This is a genomic window from Kluyvera sp. EC_51 (assembly GCF_019584505.1).
Lineage (GTDB): Bacteria > Pseudomonadota > Gammaproteobacteria > Enterobacterales > Enterobacteriaceae > Kluyvera > Kluyvera sichuanensis.
In genome coordinates, this window is the sequence record NZ_VDAG01000108.1 from 1 (window position 1) to 16,706 (window position 16,706).

The window sequence follows — 16,706 nt, forward strand, 5'->3', positions numbered from 1 at the left end:
TTACGCACCACCCCGTCAGTAGCTGAACAGGAGGGACAGCTGATAGAAACAGAAGCCACTGGAGCACCTCAAAAACACCATCATACACTAAATCAGTAAGTTGGCAGCATCACCGATAATGAGCTTTATTTTTAAATTCGCCTGTCAGTACGACTGCTCATCGCATCAATGATGCTTTCCCTGCGTGGGAAGTTTATGGTTACAAGCTCAGCGCAGTTGTTATGGTCAAAAGACAACCATGCCCTCAGGTTCAACCTGCATGATAGCTGAAGCAACATTAGCCAACTAAGCCGGATAATTCCGATAACATCCCGGTTTCGAGCGAAATAACCATACAGTCAGTAACGACAAAAACCCTCTTCCGATGGTTTTTCTGCCGCTATCATTCGCTATATCCCTTCTAACGTCCCCTAACTGGCTCAGGATAATATCCCTTTCACGTTGAAATAATCTGTTAACTTAATGACTTGTTATCAATCACGTTCCCTGTAAACTGATTATTCAGCTCGTCTGGTAAATGGATATTTGCATCGCATCATTGTGGTCACGATTAAATCGCTACCCGCCTGGCATTTAATTAAAAAAATAAAAATTCATGTGGTTTAATGTTACAAATGAAAACAAAATCGACAGAAAAGCAAAATAAAGACTCATTTATTACATCTCGTTACATAATACTCTGTCTGGGTATTCTGTTTTGCCTTGCCGTTTTACTGGTGCGAGTGGCGGATCTGCAATTTTTAAATCACCCGATGCTGGCACGCGAGGCCGATCAACGTTCGCTGCGTACCGTGGTGCTGCCAACAAACCGTGGAACGCTGGTAGACCGGAACGGTGAAGCACTGGCGATGAGCGTACCTTCGCGCGATGTGGTGGTCGATCCGGTAAAAGTGGTTGAGGATAGCCCTAATTTCCGCGATCCCAAATGGCAGTACCTCGCCTCGGCGTTAAATACCACGCCAGACCAAATTGCGAGCAAAATTTATCAGAACGCGCACCGTCACTTTCTTTTTCTCGGACGCAAAGTTGAGCTCGGTATCGCCAAAGATGTTGCTGACCTCCATATAAAAGGCATCAGCGAAATTTACGACGACAGCCGCTTCTATCCAATGGGTGAAGCCTCCGCCCCCTTAATTGGCATTGTCGGTGCGGATAATACCGGCCTGAACGGGGTGGAAAAAGGCTACGACAATATTCTGCAGGGTGAGCCGGGAAAAGAAATTTACCGTAAGGATGCCAATGGCGGCATTATCAGCGTATTAAATTACGATGCGCCAAAACAGGCACCGACGGTGCAGCTCAGTATTGATAAATTCGATCAGTACACGCTTTATAGCAAACTGCGCGACGGTGTCCTGCTGAATAAGGCGGATTCCGGCGCGGCGGTATTGGTCAAAATTGATACCGGCGAAATCCTCGCGATGGCCTCTTACCCTTCTTACAACCCGAATAACTTTGATAACGCCACCCAGACGCAGATGCGCGATGTGGCGATCAACGACAGCTTTGAACCGGGCTCTACGGTGAAACCGCTGGTGATTATTGAAGGGCTGGAACGCAATATCATCCAGCCTAATACGCTACTGAACACCACGCCGTATAGCGTGAATGGGCACCTGATCCGTGACGTCGGCCATTGGCCGCAGCTCACACCAACCGGTATTTTGCAAAAATCGAGCGATATCGGCGTATCCCATATTGCCCTGGCGATGCCGGCACAGGCGCTGGTCGACACCTATCAGGCGTTTGGCCTCGGTAAACCAACCGATCTTGGCCTGAGCGGCGAAAGCGTGGGCTACTTCCCGCTCCACCGCCAGCAGTGGGCTGACATTGAACGTGCTACCTTCTCATTCGGCTATGGTCTCCGCGTCACGCCGCTGCAAATTGCCCGAGAATACGCCACGATGGGCTCCTATGGCGTCTATCGCCCGTTGTCGATAACCAAAGTCACGCCGCCGGTCATGGGTCAGCAGGTCGCCGATCCGAACATTGTCAAAACCGTAGTTCATATGATGGAGAGCGACGTGCTACCCGGCGGCAGTGGCGTGAGAGCGGCCGTGCCTGGCTATAGATTGGCAACCAAAACCGGTACGGCAGAGAAACTGGGCGACAGCGGTAAATACGATGGCGGCTACGTGAACTACACCGCGGGCGTCGCACCGGTCAGCCATCCAGAAGTGGCGCTGGTGGTGGTGGTAAACAACCCAACCGCAGGCACCCACTTTGGTGGCTCGGTGGCAGCGCCTATCTTTGGCAATATCATGGGGCCAGTGCTGAAGAATATGAATATCGCGCCGGATGCGCTGTTACAGTAATGAGGCAGGAAACGGTATGGCTCCCCGGAATGGGAAGCCATACCGGCCGGTTAGACTAGACGACGGCGGTGGTTAAGCGCGACGAGCAGCATAAACGACCTTGCTCATCGAAAATTTCAATCTGCCAGACCTGATGACGACGACCCGCGTGCAGCGCTTTGCATACGCCGCGTACGCGCCCGCTGCGGGCCGAACGAATATGGTTGGCGTTCACTTCCAGCCCTACCACCCGGTCTTCCCCTTCGGTGCACAGATAGCCCGCCACCGAACCCAGCGTTTCCGCCAGCACCACTGAGGCACCGCCGTGCAACAGCCCAAACGGCTGGTGCGTACGGCGATCCACCGGCATCGTCGCCGCAATCGAATCGCCATCGATATGGTCAAACTGAATATCCAGCAGCCCCACCATATTGCCTTCACCCATCGCATTGAGGGCTTCGAGCGTTGTTTGTCGTTTCCAGATCATCCCATCATCTCCAGCAGCGCTTGCAGTGGATGGCGCACGCCGTTACCTTCCACACGTTTCACCTGGCTTCGACAAGAGTAGCCGGTCGCCAGGCAGCGATTACGGGGAAGCTTTTGCATCGCCTGATGCCAGGAAAGCTCGTAAATGCCCAGTGAATTGGCGTGGTTTTTGACTTCATGTCCATAGGTTCCTGCCATACCGCAGCAGCCTACGCTGACGTTCTCAAGCTTCGCGCCGAAATGGGCAAAGATTGAAGCCCACTGCTTAGGCGCGGTTGGCAGCGCCGTCACCTCGGTGCAGTGACCAAACAGATACCAGGGTTCACCGGACGGCAGCGCATTTTCTTTGCGCTCCAGCACCTGCGGTAGCCATTCGTGCACCAGCATGACGTTGAAGTCACCGCGCGTATCACCAAGCACCTGCTTGTACTCATCGCGATAGCAAAGCACCAGCGCTGGGTCGACCCCGACCATCGGCATATCCAATTCCGCCACACGGTTGAGGTAATCAGCGGTTTTTTGCGCCGTCTTCGTAAAGCGGCTGACGAAGCCTTTAATATGCTGTGCCTTGCCGTTCGGCGAGAACGGCAGCAGCACCGGCTGGAAGCCCAGTTTTTCAACCAGACGGACAAAGTCTGCCACCACCTGCGCATCGTAGTAGCTGGTGAACGGATCCTGCACCACCAGCACGGTCTGCGCTTTTTGTTCAGGCGCCAGCGACTCCAGTTGTTCAAGCGTCATATTTGCCGAACGGTGGGTCACCATCTGTTTTTGCAGCGACGGTACCGAAAGCAGCGGCAGATCGATCATGCCGATATGCTTTTCCGACAGCTTACGTACCAGTGGCTGGCTCATAAAGAAGTTGAAGGTTTTCGGCGCGCGTGCCATCAGCGGCGCATAGCTTTCAACCGTTGCCACCAGGTGATCGCGCACCGGGCGCAGGTAGCGGGTGTGGTAGAGCTGCAGGAAGCGAGAGCGGAACTCCGGCACATCAATTTTTATCGGACACTGAGTGGAACAGGCTTTACAGGCCAGACATCCGGACATTGCCTCTTTCACTTCATGCGAGAAATCGTATTCCCCTTTGCGGGCATGCCAGCTATTGCGCGTCCGTTCGATCATCGAGCGCAGGCTGGCGCGTTTCTCCGGCAGCTCTTTTTCCAGCAGCAGTGGGTCTACACCACGATCCGCCAGCAAACGCAGCCATTCACGCACCAGCGTCGCGCGGCCTTTCGGCGAATGCATACGGTTGTTGGTGATTTTCATCGACGGACACATCGGGCTTTTGGCATCAAAGTTGAAGCACAGGCCGTTGCCGTTGCACTCCATCGCCCCACGCCATGCCGAACGAACCGTCACCGGGATTTGGCGATCGTAGGTGCCGCGTTTTACCGCATCCACCTTCATCATTGGCGAATCCACGCCTTCCGGCGGGCAGATTTTCCCTGGATTCAGGCGGTTATCCGGGTCAAAAGCCGCTTTTACTTTGCGCAGTTCGCCGTAAAGCTGTTCGCCAAAGAACGCTGGGCTGTACTCGGCGCGGAAACCTTTGCCGTGCTCGCCCCATAACAGGCCACCGTACTTCGCGGTCAGCGCGACCACATCGTCGGAGATCTGTTTCATTAAGATCTCCTGCTGCGGGTCGCACATATCCAGCGCCGGGCGCACGTGCAGCACGCCAGCATCGACGTGGCCGAACATGCCGTAGCTCAGGCCATGGCTATCGAGTAGCGCGCGGAATTCAACAATATAGTCCGCCAGATGTTCCGGCGGCACACAGGTATCTTCCGCAAACGGAATCGGCTTGGCGGCCCCTTTGGCGTTGCCGAGCAGTCCGACCGCTTTTTTACGCATCGCGTAAATACGCTCGATGCCGTCCAGCTCGTTACAGCGCTGCCAGCCGATAACGCCCGCTTCCTGCTGGGCAATCAACTCGTCTAGCCGCTGGCAAAGCGCCGACACCTGGCCTTCAATCAGTGCTTCATCGTCGCCCGCGAACTCGACGATATTCAGGCCCAGCATCTCTTTGTCCGGCACGTCAGTAATCAGTTCATTTACCGAGTGCCAGACGATATCTTCCCGCGCCAGGTTTAGCACCTTTGAGTCCACCGTTTCAACGGACAGCGCACGCGCTTCAACCATAAACGGCGCGTTACGCAGCGCAGAATCAAAGGAGTCATATTTGATATTGACCAGCCTGCGCACCTTCGGCAGCGGCGTGATGTCCAGCCGCGCTTCAGTGATAAAGGCCAGTGTGCCTTCTGACCCCGTCAACACGCGCGTCAGGTCAAACTCGGTCATCTCGTCATTAAAGACGTGGCGCAGGTCGTAGCCCGTGAGGAAGCGGTTCAGTTTCGGGAATTTATCGATAATCAGCTGACGGTTTTCCCGACAGCGTTCATAAACGGTTCGGTAGATACGCCCCGCCGCCGACTGTTCTTTCGCCAACGTTTCAGCCAGCGCCACCGGCACCGGCTGGGTATCGAGAATATCGCCGCCCAACAGCACGGCGCGCACGCCTAGTACATGGTCAGACGTTTTACCGTACACCAGAGAACCCTGCCCGGAGGCATCGGTATTAATCATCCCGCCCAGCGTTGCGCGGTTACTGGTCGACAGCTCAGGGGCGAAAAAATAACCATGAGGTTTTAAATACTGGTTAAGCTGATCTTTAATGACTCCCGCTTCAACGCGCACCCACCCCTCTTCCGGGTTGATCTCAATAATGCGGTTCATGTAGCGAGACATGTCAATAATGATGCCCTGATTCAGCGCCTGGCCGTTGGTGCCAGTACCGCCGCCGCGCGGGGTGAAAATCAGGGACTGGAAGCGCTCTTCTGCCGCTAAACGGGCCAGAAGCGCAACGTCTGCGGTCGAACGCGGGAAGATCACCGCATCGGGAAGAAGCTGGTAGATACTGTTATCGGTCGCCATCGTCAGCCTGTCGGCATAGCGGGTGGCGGTGTCGCCGGTAAAGCCTTGTTGCTCCAGTGCTTGCAAATAATTCAGCACCAGCTGAACTACGCCAGGTGCCTGGGAAATCTGTGGGATCATTACTTGTGACCCTTTCTGAATGTTGTGTTGTACGCACAACATCTTGCCGGTTTACGCGAGGCAACAAGCGGCAAAGATGATGTGTAGAGAGTTATTAATCGTTTGCGTCGTGCAGTTATTCTTTTATCACATTTTTTTCTTATACGCCCGGTAGATTTTGTCGCAGAATCAGCGCCGGGAATTTATTGATATTATTATCAATGAACGGATTTACGCTGCGTCAACACGCTGACAAGCAACTGAAGGTAAAACTCATTTATGAACACGAATCCTCGGCCTCGTGATATTCCACAAATACTGCTATCCGTGCTGTTTTTGGCACTGATGATCATCGCCTGTTTATGGATAGTTCAGCCGTTTATTCTGGGCTTCGCCTGGGCATCGACTATCGTTATTGCCACCTGGCCGGTCCTGCTCTGGTTCCAGCGCAAACTTTTTGGCCGCCGTTCTTTGGCCGTACTGGTCATGACGCTGCTGCTTTTTTTACTGTTCGTTATCCCCATCGCGCTGCTGGTTAACAGCCTGGTTGATGGATCCACACCGCTGGTTCACGCCATTACCAGCGGTACGCTGAGCCTGCCCGATCTGGCCTGGCTGAACAGTATTCCCTTTGTGGGTGCCAAACTCTACAGTGGCTGGCACAGCCTGCTGGATATGGGCGGCAGTGCGCTGATGGCGAAAGTTCGCCCGTATATCGGCACCACGACCACCTGGTTTGTCGGTCAAGCCGCGCACGTCGGACGATTCCTGATGCACAGCACCCTGATGCTGCTGTTCAGCGCCCTGCTGTACTGGCAAGGTGAAAAGGTGGCGTTTGGTATGCGTTACTTCGCAACCCGCCTGGCGGCAAAACGCGGCGATGCGGCGGTGCTGCTGGCGGGCCAGGCGATTCGCGCCGTGGCGCTGGGCGTGGTCGTCACCGCGCTGACGCAGGCGGTGCTTGGCGGCATCGGCCTCGGTATCTCAGGTGTACCTTACGCTACGCTGCTGACCGTGGTGATGATCTTTTCCTGCCTGGTGCAGTTGGGGCCGTTGATCGTACTGGTACCATGCATTATCTGGCTCTACTGGACGGGTGATACCACCTGGGGCACGGTGCTGCTGGTCTGGAGTTGTGTGGTTGGGACGATGGATAACGTGATTCGCCCGATGCTAATCCGTATGGGTGCTGACCTGCCGATGATTCTGATCCTCTCCGGCGTTATCGGCGGCCTGGTCGCATTCGGCATGATCGGCCTGTTCATTGGCCCGGTGCTGCTGGCCGTCTCCTGGCGTCTGTTTGATGCCTGGCTGCACGAAGTGCCGCCGCCGTCACGAGACCCGGATCAGGTTCTGGAAGAGCTGGCCGAGCTTGAGCAGAATAACTATCCAAAACCGTAAGGTAAAAAAGGCGGGGCAACCCGCCTTATACTTAAGCAAAATTCACCGTTACCCCTTCTTGCCCAGCGCCTTTCCTTCGCTTCCTGCGACATGCTACGGAAATTATTCACATTTCTTTAACTATTGAGACGAATCTGATCGACGCTAAAACCGGGCATGGCCTAGTATAAGTTCCAAGGTACTAGATCAACCCCTTGATTTATATATCCCCTGAGAGAAACACCGAATTGCTGTGTGTAGTCTTTGCCCAACTCCCACGTTGGGCTTTTTTTTGTCTGTCATCTGGCAAAATCCCGGCGTCAGCGCCCTACACCGACTCCGGGCATAAGAGGAAATTAACGTACTTCGCAGCGGCTCATCATGCGCCAGTCAAATGGCAGCATGCGAGTTTCACCCGTCACCTGCACCGTTGCTCGCCCATGAATCTGCGCGCACGAGCTGCCCACCTGCAGTTCGAACTCACCGGGCTCAACAATGCGCTGACCGTCGTAGCTAGTGAAATTCAGCATATCAACCGGCACGGTGAAGGTGAGCGTGGCCTGTTCATTCGGTGACAACGTCACACGCTGGAAGGCTTTTAACTCCTGTAATGGGCGCACCATTGAGGCAACCTTGTCCCGCACGTACAGCTGAACCACGTCGCTGCCGCTGTGCTCGCCGTTATTTTTAACCGTGACGCTAAGGGTAATTTCACCGTCGATAGCGACCTGGTTTTGCAGTAACTGCGGCGTCCCGTAGCTAAATTCGCCCCAGCCCTTACCATAGCCAAACGGGTACAGCGTGCCGAAGTGGAAGGCAAACGGCGTGCCGCCGCTTTTCAGCTTGTGGTTATAGTAAAACGGCATCGCTCCTGCACTTTTCGGTACACTGACCACCAGACGCCCTTGCGGTTCGGCACGACCGGTTAAGACATCGGCAACAGCCCAGCCACCCTCCTGACCCGGCGCCCAGGCCAGCAGTAAGGCCGCCACTTTGGATTCTAACCCCTGAAGGTTGTATGGCCGACCGCCGGTCATCACCACAATTACCGGTTTACCGGTATCCACCAGCGCCTGCAGCAATTGTTGCTGCACGCCCGGCAGGTTCAGGCTGTCGGTATCGGAACCTTCCCCGACGGTGCCACTCTGGAATAGCCCGGCCAGATCGCCCACGCAGGCCACCACCACATCGCTACCCTTCGCGGCGCGCACCGCCTCCGGGATCAGACTCAGATCGTGCGAAACTGGAGAAGACTGCATCGGTTTACCAGAGCTATCTCCTGGGAAGACCGGCGCACCAGCCATACGCTGTTCAATGATATGACAGCCTTTGGCATAGCGGACGTGGTCATCCCCCAGATAATGGCGCAGCGCCGCCAGCGGCGTAGTAACCTGTGAGGTTTTCTCCATCATGTCGCTGATGATCAGATGCACCGGGAAACTGTAGCCGCTTAACAGCGCCAGCGGATCATCCGCCGTCGGGCCCACTACCGCCAGCGTCGGTTTACCGGTCAGCGGTAGGGCCTGACGATTTTCCAGCAGCGTCATGGAACGTGTAGCAACTTCGCGCGCCACCTTCCGGGTGGCATCAGACTGCAGCGAAATGGCGTCTTCATCGGTATACGGATGCTCAAACAGGCCGAGACGGAATTTCTCCGTCAGAGTACGCGCCACAATCTCGTCGATTTTCTCCGGCGTCATCAACCCGCGAGCGACCGCCTCCGCCAGATGACGCGCACAGTCGTCTTTTGGCAGTTCAACGTCCAGCCCGGCGTTGAATGCCAGCGCCGCCGATTCCGCCGCATCCTGCGCAACGCCGTGATGCTGATGCAGCAGGCTCACCCCGCCGTAATCCGCCACCACAATGCCGTCAAAGCCCCAGCGCTCACGCAGAACGGTGGTCAGCAGGAAGCTGTCACTGTGGCCCGGTTGATTATCAATATCATGATAGGCCGGCATCACCGAACCAGCATTGGCCTGCTTGACCGCCATTTCAAACGGCAGCAGGAAGGTATCGTTCAGTTCACGAAAACCCAGATGTACCGGCGCATGGTTACGCGCCCCTTCGCTAAACGAGTGACCAACGTAGTGCTTCAGCGTCGCCAGCACGTCTCGCTTTTCGCCCTGCAGGCCCTCAACATAGGCACACGCCATCACCCCCACCAGCCACGGGTCTTCGCCAAAGGTCTCTTCCGTGCGTCCCCAACGAACGTCGCGGGAGACATCAAGCACCGGGGCGAGCCCCTGCTTGCAGCCGGTAGAGCGCGCTTCTTCGCCGATTTGCTGGGCGGCACGCTTAACCAGTTCCGCATCCCAGGTGGATCCATAGTTCAGCGAGGACGGGAACAGCGTCGCGTCTTTACACAGCAGCCCAACCAGGCACTCTTCGTGGAACAGCGCGGGAATGCCTAGCCGCGTCTCTTCCATCATCATTTTTTGCAGACGGTTAGCCGCCCGAACGCCAGTTTTGGCATCCACAATATGGGTGCCCAGCGGGCGGGTGATTTGCCCGACGCCGAGTTTTAAACGCTCGTGCAGCGACGTCTGCTCGCTGACGCCAGCAAACTCATCGCTCATATCCGTTCTTTCACGGTGATTGCCGTCTTCCGATAGCACCAGCCACCAGGCATGCATCTGGGCATATTTTTCTTCGGGGGTCATGCGCGCCAGTAAGTCTGCCACGCGTTCCTGAATCGGGCGCTGAGGGTCTTTATAAATCGGGGTCATAGCCGTTCTCCTGAGTCGCTGATAAGTACCCGAAATCATTGGCTAATGATGAGGGGTAAGCACACGGTGTTAACATTTGCGAATCAGTATTCAGAAGTGATGCGTGGGGAACAATTGTAGAAATTGCCAGCAGATTTATGATTTTTGGTTTTCTTACCGGAGTGTGATCCGCCGCAACCCTATAGGTAAAAAAATCCCGGGACGATGCCCGGGATTTCAGTACGCGATGGCGTTACTTGTTCAGTTCCGCCAGGCTCAGCCAGGTCTGTACGACGGTGTCCGGGTTCAGCGACAGGCTGTCGATTCCCTCTTCCATCAGCCAGGCGGCAAAGTCTTCGTGGTCAGAAGGACCCTGACCGCAAATACCGACATATTTCCCCTGCTTCTTCGCAGCGCGAATCGCCATCGACAGCAGCGCTTTCACCGCGTCGTTGCGTTCGTCGAACAGCGCAGAGACAACGCCGGAGTCACGGTCAAGACCCAGCGCCAGCTGCGTCATGTCGTTTGAGCCGATGGAGAAGCCGTCAAAGTGCTCAAGGAACTGGTCCGCCAACAGGGCGTTAGACGGGATCTCACACATCATGATGATTTTGAGTCCGTTCTCACCGCGTTTCAGCCCCTGACGCGCCAGTTCGTCCACTACCGCTTTCGCCTGCTCCACGGTACGCACGAACGGCACCATGATCTCAACGTTAGTCAGCCCCATGTCGTTACGCACGCGCTTCACCGCATCGCACTCCAGCGCGAAGCAGTCGCGGAAGCTATCGGAAACGTAGCGACCAGCGCCACGGAAGCCCAGCATCGGATTCTCTTCTTCCGGCTCGTAACGCTCGCCGCCCACCAGGTTGGCGTATTCGTTCGATTTGAAGTCAGAGAGACGGACGATAACGCGTTTCGGGTAGAACGCCGCACCCAGTGTCGCGATCCCTTCGGTCAGACGGCCTACGTAAAACTCTTTCGGCGAGTCGAAGCCTTTCATCATCTCGCGGATTTCGTTTTGCAGCTTAGGCTCCTGGTCATCAAACTCCAGCAGCGCACGTGGGTGCACGCCGATCATACGGTTGATGATGAACTCCAGGCGCGCTAGACCGACGCCCTCGTTCGGCAGGCAGGCAAAGTCGAACGCACGGTCAGGGTTGCCGACGTTCATCATAATCTTCAGCGGCAGATCCGGCATGGTATCGACGCTGGAGCTTTTCACGCTGAAGTCCAGCAGGTCGGCGTAGACGTAGCCAGTGTCGCCTTCGGCGCAGGAGACGGTGACTTTCTCATCATCCTTCATGCGCTCGGTGGCGTCACCGCAGCCCACCACCGCTGGAATACCCAGTTCACGGGCGATAATCGCCGCGTGACAGGTACGACCGCCACGGTTGGTCACAATCGCCGCCGCTTTTTTCATGATCGGTTCCCAATCCGGGTCGGTCATGTCGGTGACCAACACATCGCCAGGCTGGATACGGTTCATTTCGCTGATATCGTGAATGACTTTCACCGGGCCTGCACCGATGCGATGACCGATGGCACGGCCTTCAGAGACAATACGCCCCTGGGAGTGCAGCGTGTAACGTTCCATCACCTGACCACGGGAACGCACGGTTTCCGGGCGAGCCTGAACGATAAACAGTTTGCCGGTGTGGCCGTCTTTTGCCCACTCGATGTCCATAGGACGACCGTAGTGTTTCTCGATCTGCACGGCCTGCTTCGCCAGTTCCTGCACTTCATCGTTGGTCAGTGAGAAAATGTCACCCTGCTGCTGCGGCACATCTTCAATACGTACCTGCTTACCGTGCTCCTGCGTAGGCGCGTAAACCATACGGATCTTTTTCGACCCCATGGTACGGCGCACAATTGCCGGGCGGCCTGCGGCCAGCGTCGGTTTGTGGACGTAGAATTCATCGGGGTTGACCGCGCCCTGTACGACCATCTCACCTAAGCCCCACGCAGAGGTGATAAATACCACCTGATCAAAGCCGGATTCAGTATCAATAGAGAACATCACACCAGAAGACGCGAGGTCAGAACGTACCATTAGCTGAACGCCAGCAGAGAGCGCGACGCCGCGGTGGTCATAACCCTGGTGAACGCGGTAGGAGATGGCACGGTCGTTGAACAGCGAAGCAAACACGTGCTTCACCGCCACCAGCACCGCTTCATAGCCCTGGACGTTAAGGAAGGTTTCCTGCTGACCGGCGAAGGACGCATCCGGCATGTCTTCCGCAGTGGCTGAGGAGCGCACGGCAAAAGAGGCGTTGGCGTTGTCGGCAGCCAGTTGGTTGTAGGCTTCGTGAATAGCCTGTTCCAGTTCGCTCTGGAAAGGTGTGTCGATGATCCACTGGCGGATCTGCGCGCCGGCTTTCGCCAGGGCGGTAACGTCGTCAATATCGGTGTTATCCAACAGTTGATAGATCTGCTGGTTCACGCCGCTCTGGTCGAGAAACTGATTAAACGCATCGGCAGTGGTGGCAAATCCGTTGGGTACAGAAACACCCATTCCGGACAGATTCGTAATCATTTCACCCAAGGAGGCATTTTTGCCTCCAACTCTGTCTACATCATTCATGCCGAGTTGGTTGTACCAAAGCACCAGCGGTGACGAGCCATTGTTGGACATCGAACAATCCTTTTTTGATTAAAGAAGCAGTGATAAGTAACGACTGACTACTTAAATTATCCTCGCATATTTAAACGGCTGAAAAAAACGGTGAATCGTGTAAGCAAATTATTTTTTTTACTTTTTCGGATTGATTCCAGGTTATTCATAACCTACTGATTCAGCTGAAAAGGCACAGCAACCAGCGGTCTATTGGTAGCTTTTGGAAATTGAAACGACCATTTCATTAAAAATAAAAATACCGTTTCATTTTTAAATTTAAGACAAATACCACGGGCTTGTGTTTAAATTTAATTTACCCTTTCAGGCAATTAATGGGAGTCAAGCAATATGGATAACGCAGTCGACAGGCAGGTGTTTTATATTTCTGACGGTACCGCCATCACGGCGGAAGTCCTCGGCCACGCGGTGATGTCACAGTTTCCGGTAGCGATAAACAGCATCACCCTGCCGTTTATCGAAAGCGAGAGTCGCGCCAGGGCGGTAAAGGAGCAGATTGACGCTATCTACCAGCAAACCGGTATTCGCCCGCTGGTCTTCTATTCCATCGTTATTCCCGAAATTCGTGACATTATTCTGCAATGTGAAGGGTTTTGTCAGGACATCGTTCAGGCGCTGGTGGCGCCATTGCAGGAAGAACTGAAGCTTGACCCGACGCCTATCGCCCATCGCACCCATGGCTTAACGCCTGGTAACCTGACCAAGTACGACGCCCGTATTGCCGCCATTGATTACACGCTGGCGCACGACGACGGTATCTCGCTGCGCAATCTCGACCAGGCGCAGGTTATTCTGCTTGGCGTGTCGCGCTGTGGAAAAACCCCTACCAGCCTATACCTGGCAATGCAGTTTGGTATCCGCGCCGCCAACTACCCGTTTATTGCCGACGACATGGATAACCTCGTGCTGCCCGCGTCGCTCAAGCCGCTGCAGCATAAACTCTTCGGGCTGACCATCAACCCTGAACGCCTGGCAGCCATCCGCGAGGAGCGCCGGGAAAATAGCCGCTATGCGTCAATGCGCCAGTGCCGAATGGAAGTCGCCGAGGTTGAGGCGCTGTACCGCCGACATCAGATCCCGTGGCTGAACAGCACCAACTATTCGGTTGAAGAAATTGCCACTAAAATCATGGACATCATGGGATTAAGCCGCAGAATGTACTAATACACTAGTACAATGAATCGAATTTGTTTATCATAGCAGTGTGATTGAGCGCACATTACGCGCCGCCCTTGAATTTAGCGGGGATTGGTTTATCGTGATGTGCATCACTTCCCAGCATATTGACTGGCGAAGCAACAAATTTCTGAGATATCCATGAATAAGACCGATGAACTGCGTACCGCTCGCATTGAGAGCTTGATTACGCCTGCTGAACTTGCTCAGCGCCACCCTGTATCAGCGGACGTTGCTGCGCACGTTACCGCTTCACGCCGTCGCATTGAAAAAATCCTCAACGGCGAAGATCGCCGTCTGCTGGCGATTGTCGGCCCTTGTTCCATTCACGACCTCGATGCTGCAATGGATTACGCTCGCCGTTTACAGGTGCTGCGTGAAAAACATCAGGGCGAACTCGAAATCGTGATGCGCACCTATTTTGAAAAACCGCGCACCGTGGTTGGCTGGAAAGGACTGATCTCCGATCCGGATCTAAACGGCAGCTACCGCGTGAATCACGGCATTGAGCAGGCACGCAAATTACTGCTGCAGGTGAATACCCTCGGCGTGCCGACGGCAACCGAGTTCCTCGATATGGTGACCGGTCAGTTTATCGCCGATCTCATCAGCTGGGGCGCTATTGGTGCTCGTACCACGGAAAGTCAGATCCACCGCGAGATGGCCTCTGCGCTCTCCTGCCCGGTCGGCTTTAAAAACGGCACCGACGGCAACACGCGGATCGCGGTGGATGCCATTCGCGCCTCCCGCGCCAGCCACATGTTCCTGTCGCCGGACAAAAATGGCCAGATGACCATTTACCAGACCAGCGGCAACCCGTACGGGCATATCATCATGCGCGGTGGCAAAAAGCCGAACTACCACGCCGACGATATTGCCGCAGCCTGCGATACGCTGCACGAATTCGACCTGCCGGAGCATCTGGTCGTCGATTTCAGCCACGGCAACTGTCAGAAACAGCACCGCCGTCAGCTGGAAGTGTGCGATGACATCTGTCAGCAGATCCGCAACGGCTCCTCGGCGATTGCCGGGATCATGGCCGAAAGCTTCCTGCGCGAAGGCACACAGAAAATCGTTGCCGACCAGCCACTGACCTACGGTCAATCGATCACCGACCCTTGCCTGAGCTGGGAAGATACCGAACTGCTGCTGGAAAAACTGGCTGCAGCCGTCGCCACCCGCCTGTAGTCTCCCCCGCCCGCTGTTTTACAGCGGGCAATAAATCCCTTATCACACAAAATGATAAATAACGCTTGCGGTTAATATAACGATTACTGATAATGGTTATCATTGTTACATTGATTTTCATTATGAAAAATGTCGCTAATGGATACGTGCGCAGCAGTGGAACCGCAAAAGGATAACACCCCTCGTCCTCTCCCTAACGATCGTCGGATTGATAGCCTTGCGCTATTAGGTCAGGAAGGTCGAGTCATCATCGAACACGGTGAACAGCAATATTTACTGCGCCAGACTCAGGCGGGAAAACTCATTTTGACGAAATAGCTGCGCCACCACCGGCAGCACAGCGTATTGATTAACTTGAACAGCTTACTTCCAGCCGTTTACCCCAGTCCGGCGGACGGCGGCTATAGTCATCTTCACGGTCGCTCCACGGATCGCGAAGCGCTTCATGCAGACGGTGCAACTCCTGATAATCGCCCTTTTCGGCCTGTTCAATGGCACGCTGCGCCAGCCAGTTACGCAGGACAACGGTAGGATTCACCTGCTTCATCGCCCGTTGGCGCTGGGCATCATCAACCTGCTCCTGCTGCAAGCGCGTGCGATACTGTGTAAACCACGCATCAAAGGCTGCGCGGTCAATAAACTCATCGCGCAGCGGTGAAGCAGCGTTCTGTTGCTCGGTTTCGCTCAGCATACGGAAGGTTCGCGTGTAGTCACTGCCCTCACGTTCCATCAGCGCGTACAGCCCGTTTAGCAGATCATTATCGCCGTTCTCTTCGCTGAAGAGTCCAAGCTTCTGACGCATCCGCTGACCGTATTCCCGGAACAGCACCGACTGATAGCTATCCAGCGCCGCGTTGAGCGTATCCACGTCAATCAACGGCGACAGCGCCTGCGCCAGACACTGCAGGTTCCACAGACCAACCGCAGGTTGATTATCAAAGCGATAGCGTCCCTGGTGATCCGAGTGGTTACAGATGTACCCCGGCTGGTAATCATCAAGAAAACCGAACGGTCCGTAGTCCAGCGTCAGGCCGAGAATCGACATATTGTCAGTATTCATCACCCCGTGGGCGAAGCCGACCGTTTGCCAGCGGGCAATCATGCGGGCAGTACGGGCGACCACGTCCTTGAACCACAAACCATAGCAGTCCGGCTCATCCTGTAAATGTGGCCAGTGGTGGCGAACGGTGTATTCCGCCAACTGACGAACGCGGTCCATCTCCCGGCGATAGTAGAAATGTTCGAAGTGGCCAAAGCGAATGTGGCTTTCGGCGATACGCATCAGCATCGCGCCAGACTCTATGGTTTCACGATAAACCGGCGTGTCGCTGGTGACGATCGCTAGCGCACGGGTGCCCGGAATGCCCAGGTAGTGCATCGCTTCAGAGGCCAGACTTTCCCGCAGCGTGGAGCGTAATACCGCGCGCCCATCCCCCATTCGTGAATAGGGCGTCAGCCCGGCACCTTTCAGGTGCCAGTCAACCGTTTTACCGTTTTCCAGCTGTTGCTCACCGAGCAGGATCCCGCGACCATCGCCTAGCTGACCGGCCCAGACGCCAAACTGGTGTCCGCTATAGACCTGCGCCAGCGGCAACATGCCCGGCAAGAGCGTTTCACCGCCCCAGACGCCAGCTCCGTGTTCAGGGGCAAATAGAGAATCAGGAACAGCGAGTTCGTGCGCCAGAGGCGCGTTATGCCAGATGAGACGGGCATTGGTTAACGGCGTCGGCTGTAGCGCACTGTAAAATCCCGGCAGCTCATCGCGCCAGCGAGTGTTAAATGACAGGTTCATGGTTCCTCCTGCCCGTAGTG

At 55.2% G+C, this 16,706-nt stretch carries 11 protein-coding genes and 1 other RNA gene; 6 read left to right on the plus strand and 6 right to left on the minus strand.

Annotated elements, in window-relative coordinates:
- Positions 1-59 (minus strand): IS1 family transposase (locus tag FHC49_RS24805; protein ID WP_097491765.1); only part of this gene is annotated, 59 nt, incomplete at its 3' end.
- Positions 60-614: 555 nt separating this feature from the next.
- On the opposite strand from FHC49_RS24805, the gene FHC49_RS21220 reads away from it, so the two are divergent.
- A complete protein-coding gene (locus FHC49_RS21220) occupies positions 615-2,315 on the plus strand; it encodes a penicillin-binding transpeptidase domain-containing protein (protein WP_370631784.1) in 1,701 nt (566 codons plus the stop codon).
- A gap of 55 nt (positions 2,316-2,370) precedes the next feature.
- Here the strand turns inward: FHC49_RS21220 and menI are convergent, their stop codons facing one another.
- Together menI and FHC49_RS21230 are read right to left on the minus strand one after the other, a co-directional pair.
- The gene (gene menI / locus FHC49_RS21225; protein WP_220440805.1) at positions 2,371-2,781 is read right to left on the minus strand and encodes a 1,4-dihydroxy-2-naphthoyl-CoA hydrolase; all 411 of its coding nucleotides are present in this window, start codon (positions 2,779-2,781) and stop codon (positions 2,371-2,373) included.
- The gene (locus FHC49_RS21230; protein ID WP_220440806.1) at positions 2,778-5,834 is read right to left on the minus strand and encodes an FAD-binding and (Fe-S)-binding domain-containing protein; all 3,057 of its coding nucleotides are present in this window, start codon (positions 5,832-5,834) and stop codon (positions 2,778-2,780) included. The genes menI and FHC49_RS21230 overlap by 4 nt, the downstream gene beginning before the upstream one ends.
- A 258-nt stretch (positions 5,835-6,092) precedes the next feature.
- Here FHC49_RS21230 and ydiK point away from each other — a divergent pair, with 258 nt between their 5' ends.
- Both ydiK and rprA read left to right on the plus strand, forming a co-directional pair.
- Positions 6,093-7,214: an AI-2E family transporter YdiK gene (gene ydiK, locus FHC49_RS21235; RefSeq protein WP_185668638.1), complete on the plus strand. Its 1,122-nt coding sequence runs from the start codon at positions 6,093-6,095 to the stop codon at positions 7,212-7,214.
- Positions 7,215-7,389: 175 nt separating this feature from the next.
- An RNA gene (rprA, locus tag FHC49_RS21240) (antisense sRNA RprA) lies at positions 7,390-7,489 on the plus strand.
- Between the two features lie 60 nt (positions 7,490-7,549).
- On the opposite strand, the gene FHC49_RS21245 is transcribed toward rprA, so the two are convergent.
- Positions 7,550-9,919, minus strand: a complete 2,370-nt coding sequence (locus tag FHC49_RS21245) for a glycoside hydrolase family 3 N-terminal domain-containing protein (RefSeq protein ID WP_220440807.1) — start codon at positions 9,917-9,919, stop codon at positions 7,550-7,552.
- A 232-nt stretch (positions 9,920-10,151) separates the two neighbouring features.
- Entirely contained in the window at positions 10,152-12,530 is a 2,379-nt protein-coding gene (ppsA, locus tag FHC49_RS21250) for a phosphoenolpyruvate synthase (RefSeq protein WP_220440808.1), read from the minus strand.
- 330 nt (positions 12,531-12,860) lie between these two features.
- Here ppsA and FHC49_RS21255 point away from each other — a divergent pair, with 330 nt between their 5' ends.
- From FHC49_RS21255 to hemP, 3 genes are all read left to right on the plus strand, one after another.
- Positions 12,861-13,694 (plus strand): pyruvate, water dikinase regulatory protein, encoded by an 834-nt coding sequence (locus FHC49_RS21255; protein WP_123652716.1) that lies wholly within the window; start codon positions 12,861-12,863, stop codon positions 13,692-13,694.
- 153 nt (positions 13,695-13,847) lie between these two features.
- A complete protein-coding gene (aroH, locus tag FHC49_RS21260; protein ID WP_185668634.1) occupies positions 13,848-14,894 on the plus strand; it encodes a 3-deoxy-7-phosphoheptulonate synthase AroH in 1,047 nt (348 codons plus the stop codon).
- 129 nt (positions 14,895-15,023) lie between these two features.
- Positions 15,024-15,212 (plus strand): hemin uptake protein HemP, encoded by a 189-nt coding sequence (hemP, locus tag FHC49_RS21265; RefSeq protein ID WP_185668633.1) that lies wholly within the window; start codon positions 15,024-15,026, stop codon positions 15,210-15,212.
- Positions 15,213-15,243: 31 nt separating this feature from the next.
- On the opposite strand, the gene selO is transcribed toward hemP, so the two are convergent.
- Entirely contained in the window at positions 15,244-16,686 is a 1,443-nt protein-coding gene (selO, locus tag FHC49_RS21270) for a protein adenylyltransferase SelO (RefSeq protein WP_220440809.1), read from the minus strand.
- Positions 16,687-16,706 lie beyond the last annotated feature (20 nt).

Coding starts and splice junctions, on each gene's coding strand:
- hemP (WP_185668633.1), top strand. CDS start 15,024: ATGTCGCTAATGGATACGTGCGCAGCAGTGGAACCGCAAAAGGATAAC.
- FHC49_RS21230 (WP_220440806.1), bottom strand. CDS start 5,834: ATGATCCCACAGATTTCCCAGGCACCTGGCGTAGTTCAGCTGGTGCTG.
- menI (WP_220440805.1), bottom strand. CDS start 2,781: ATGATCTGGAAACGACAAACAACGCTCGAAGCCCTCAATGCGATGGGT.
- FHC49_RS21220 (WP_370631784.1), top strand. CDS start 615: ATGAAAACAAAATCGACAGAAAAGCAAAATAAAGACTCATTTATTACA.
- ppsA (WP_220440808.1), bottom strand. CDS start 12,530: ATGTCCAACAATGGCTCGTCACCGCTGGTGCTTTGGTACAACCAACTC.
- aroH (WP_185668634.1), top strand. CDS start 13,848: ATGAATAAGACCGATGAACTGCGTACCGCTCGCATTGAGAGCTTGATT.
- selO (WP_220440809.1), bottom strand. CDS start 16,686: ATGAACCTGTCATTTAACACTCGCTGGCGCGATGAGCTGCCGGGATTT.
- ydiK (WP_185668638.1), top strand. CDS start 6,093: ATGAACACGAATCCTCGGCCTCGTGATATTCCACAAATACTGCTATCC.
- FHC49_RS21245 (WP_220440807.1), bottom strand. CDS start 9,919: ATGACCCCGATTTATAAAGACCCTCAGCGCCCGATTCAGGAACGCGTG.
- FHC49_RS21255 (WP_123652716.1), top strand. CDS start 12,861: ATGGATAACGCAGTCGACAGGCAGGTGTTTTATATTTCTGACGGTACC.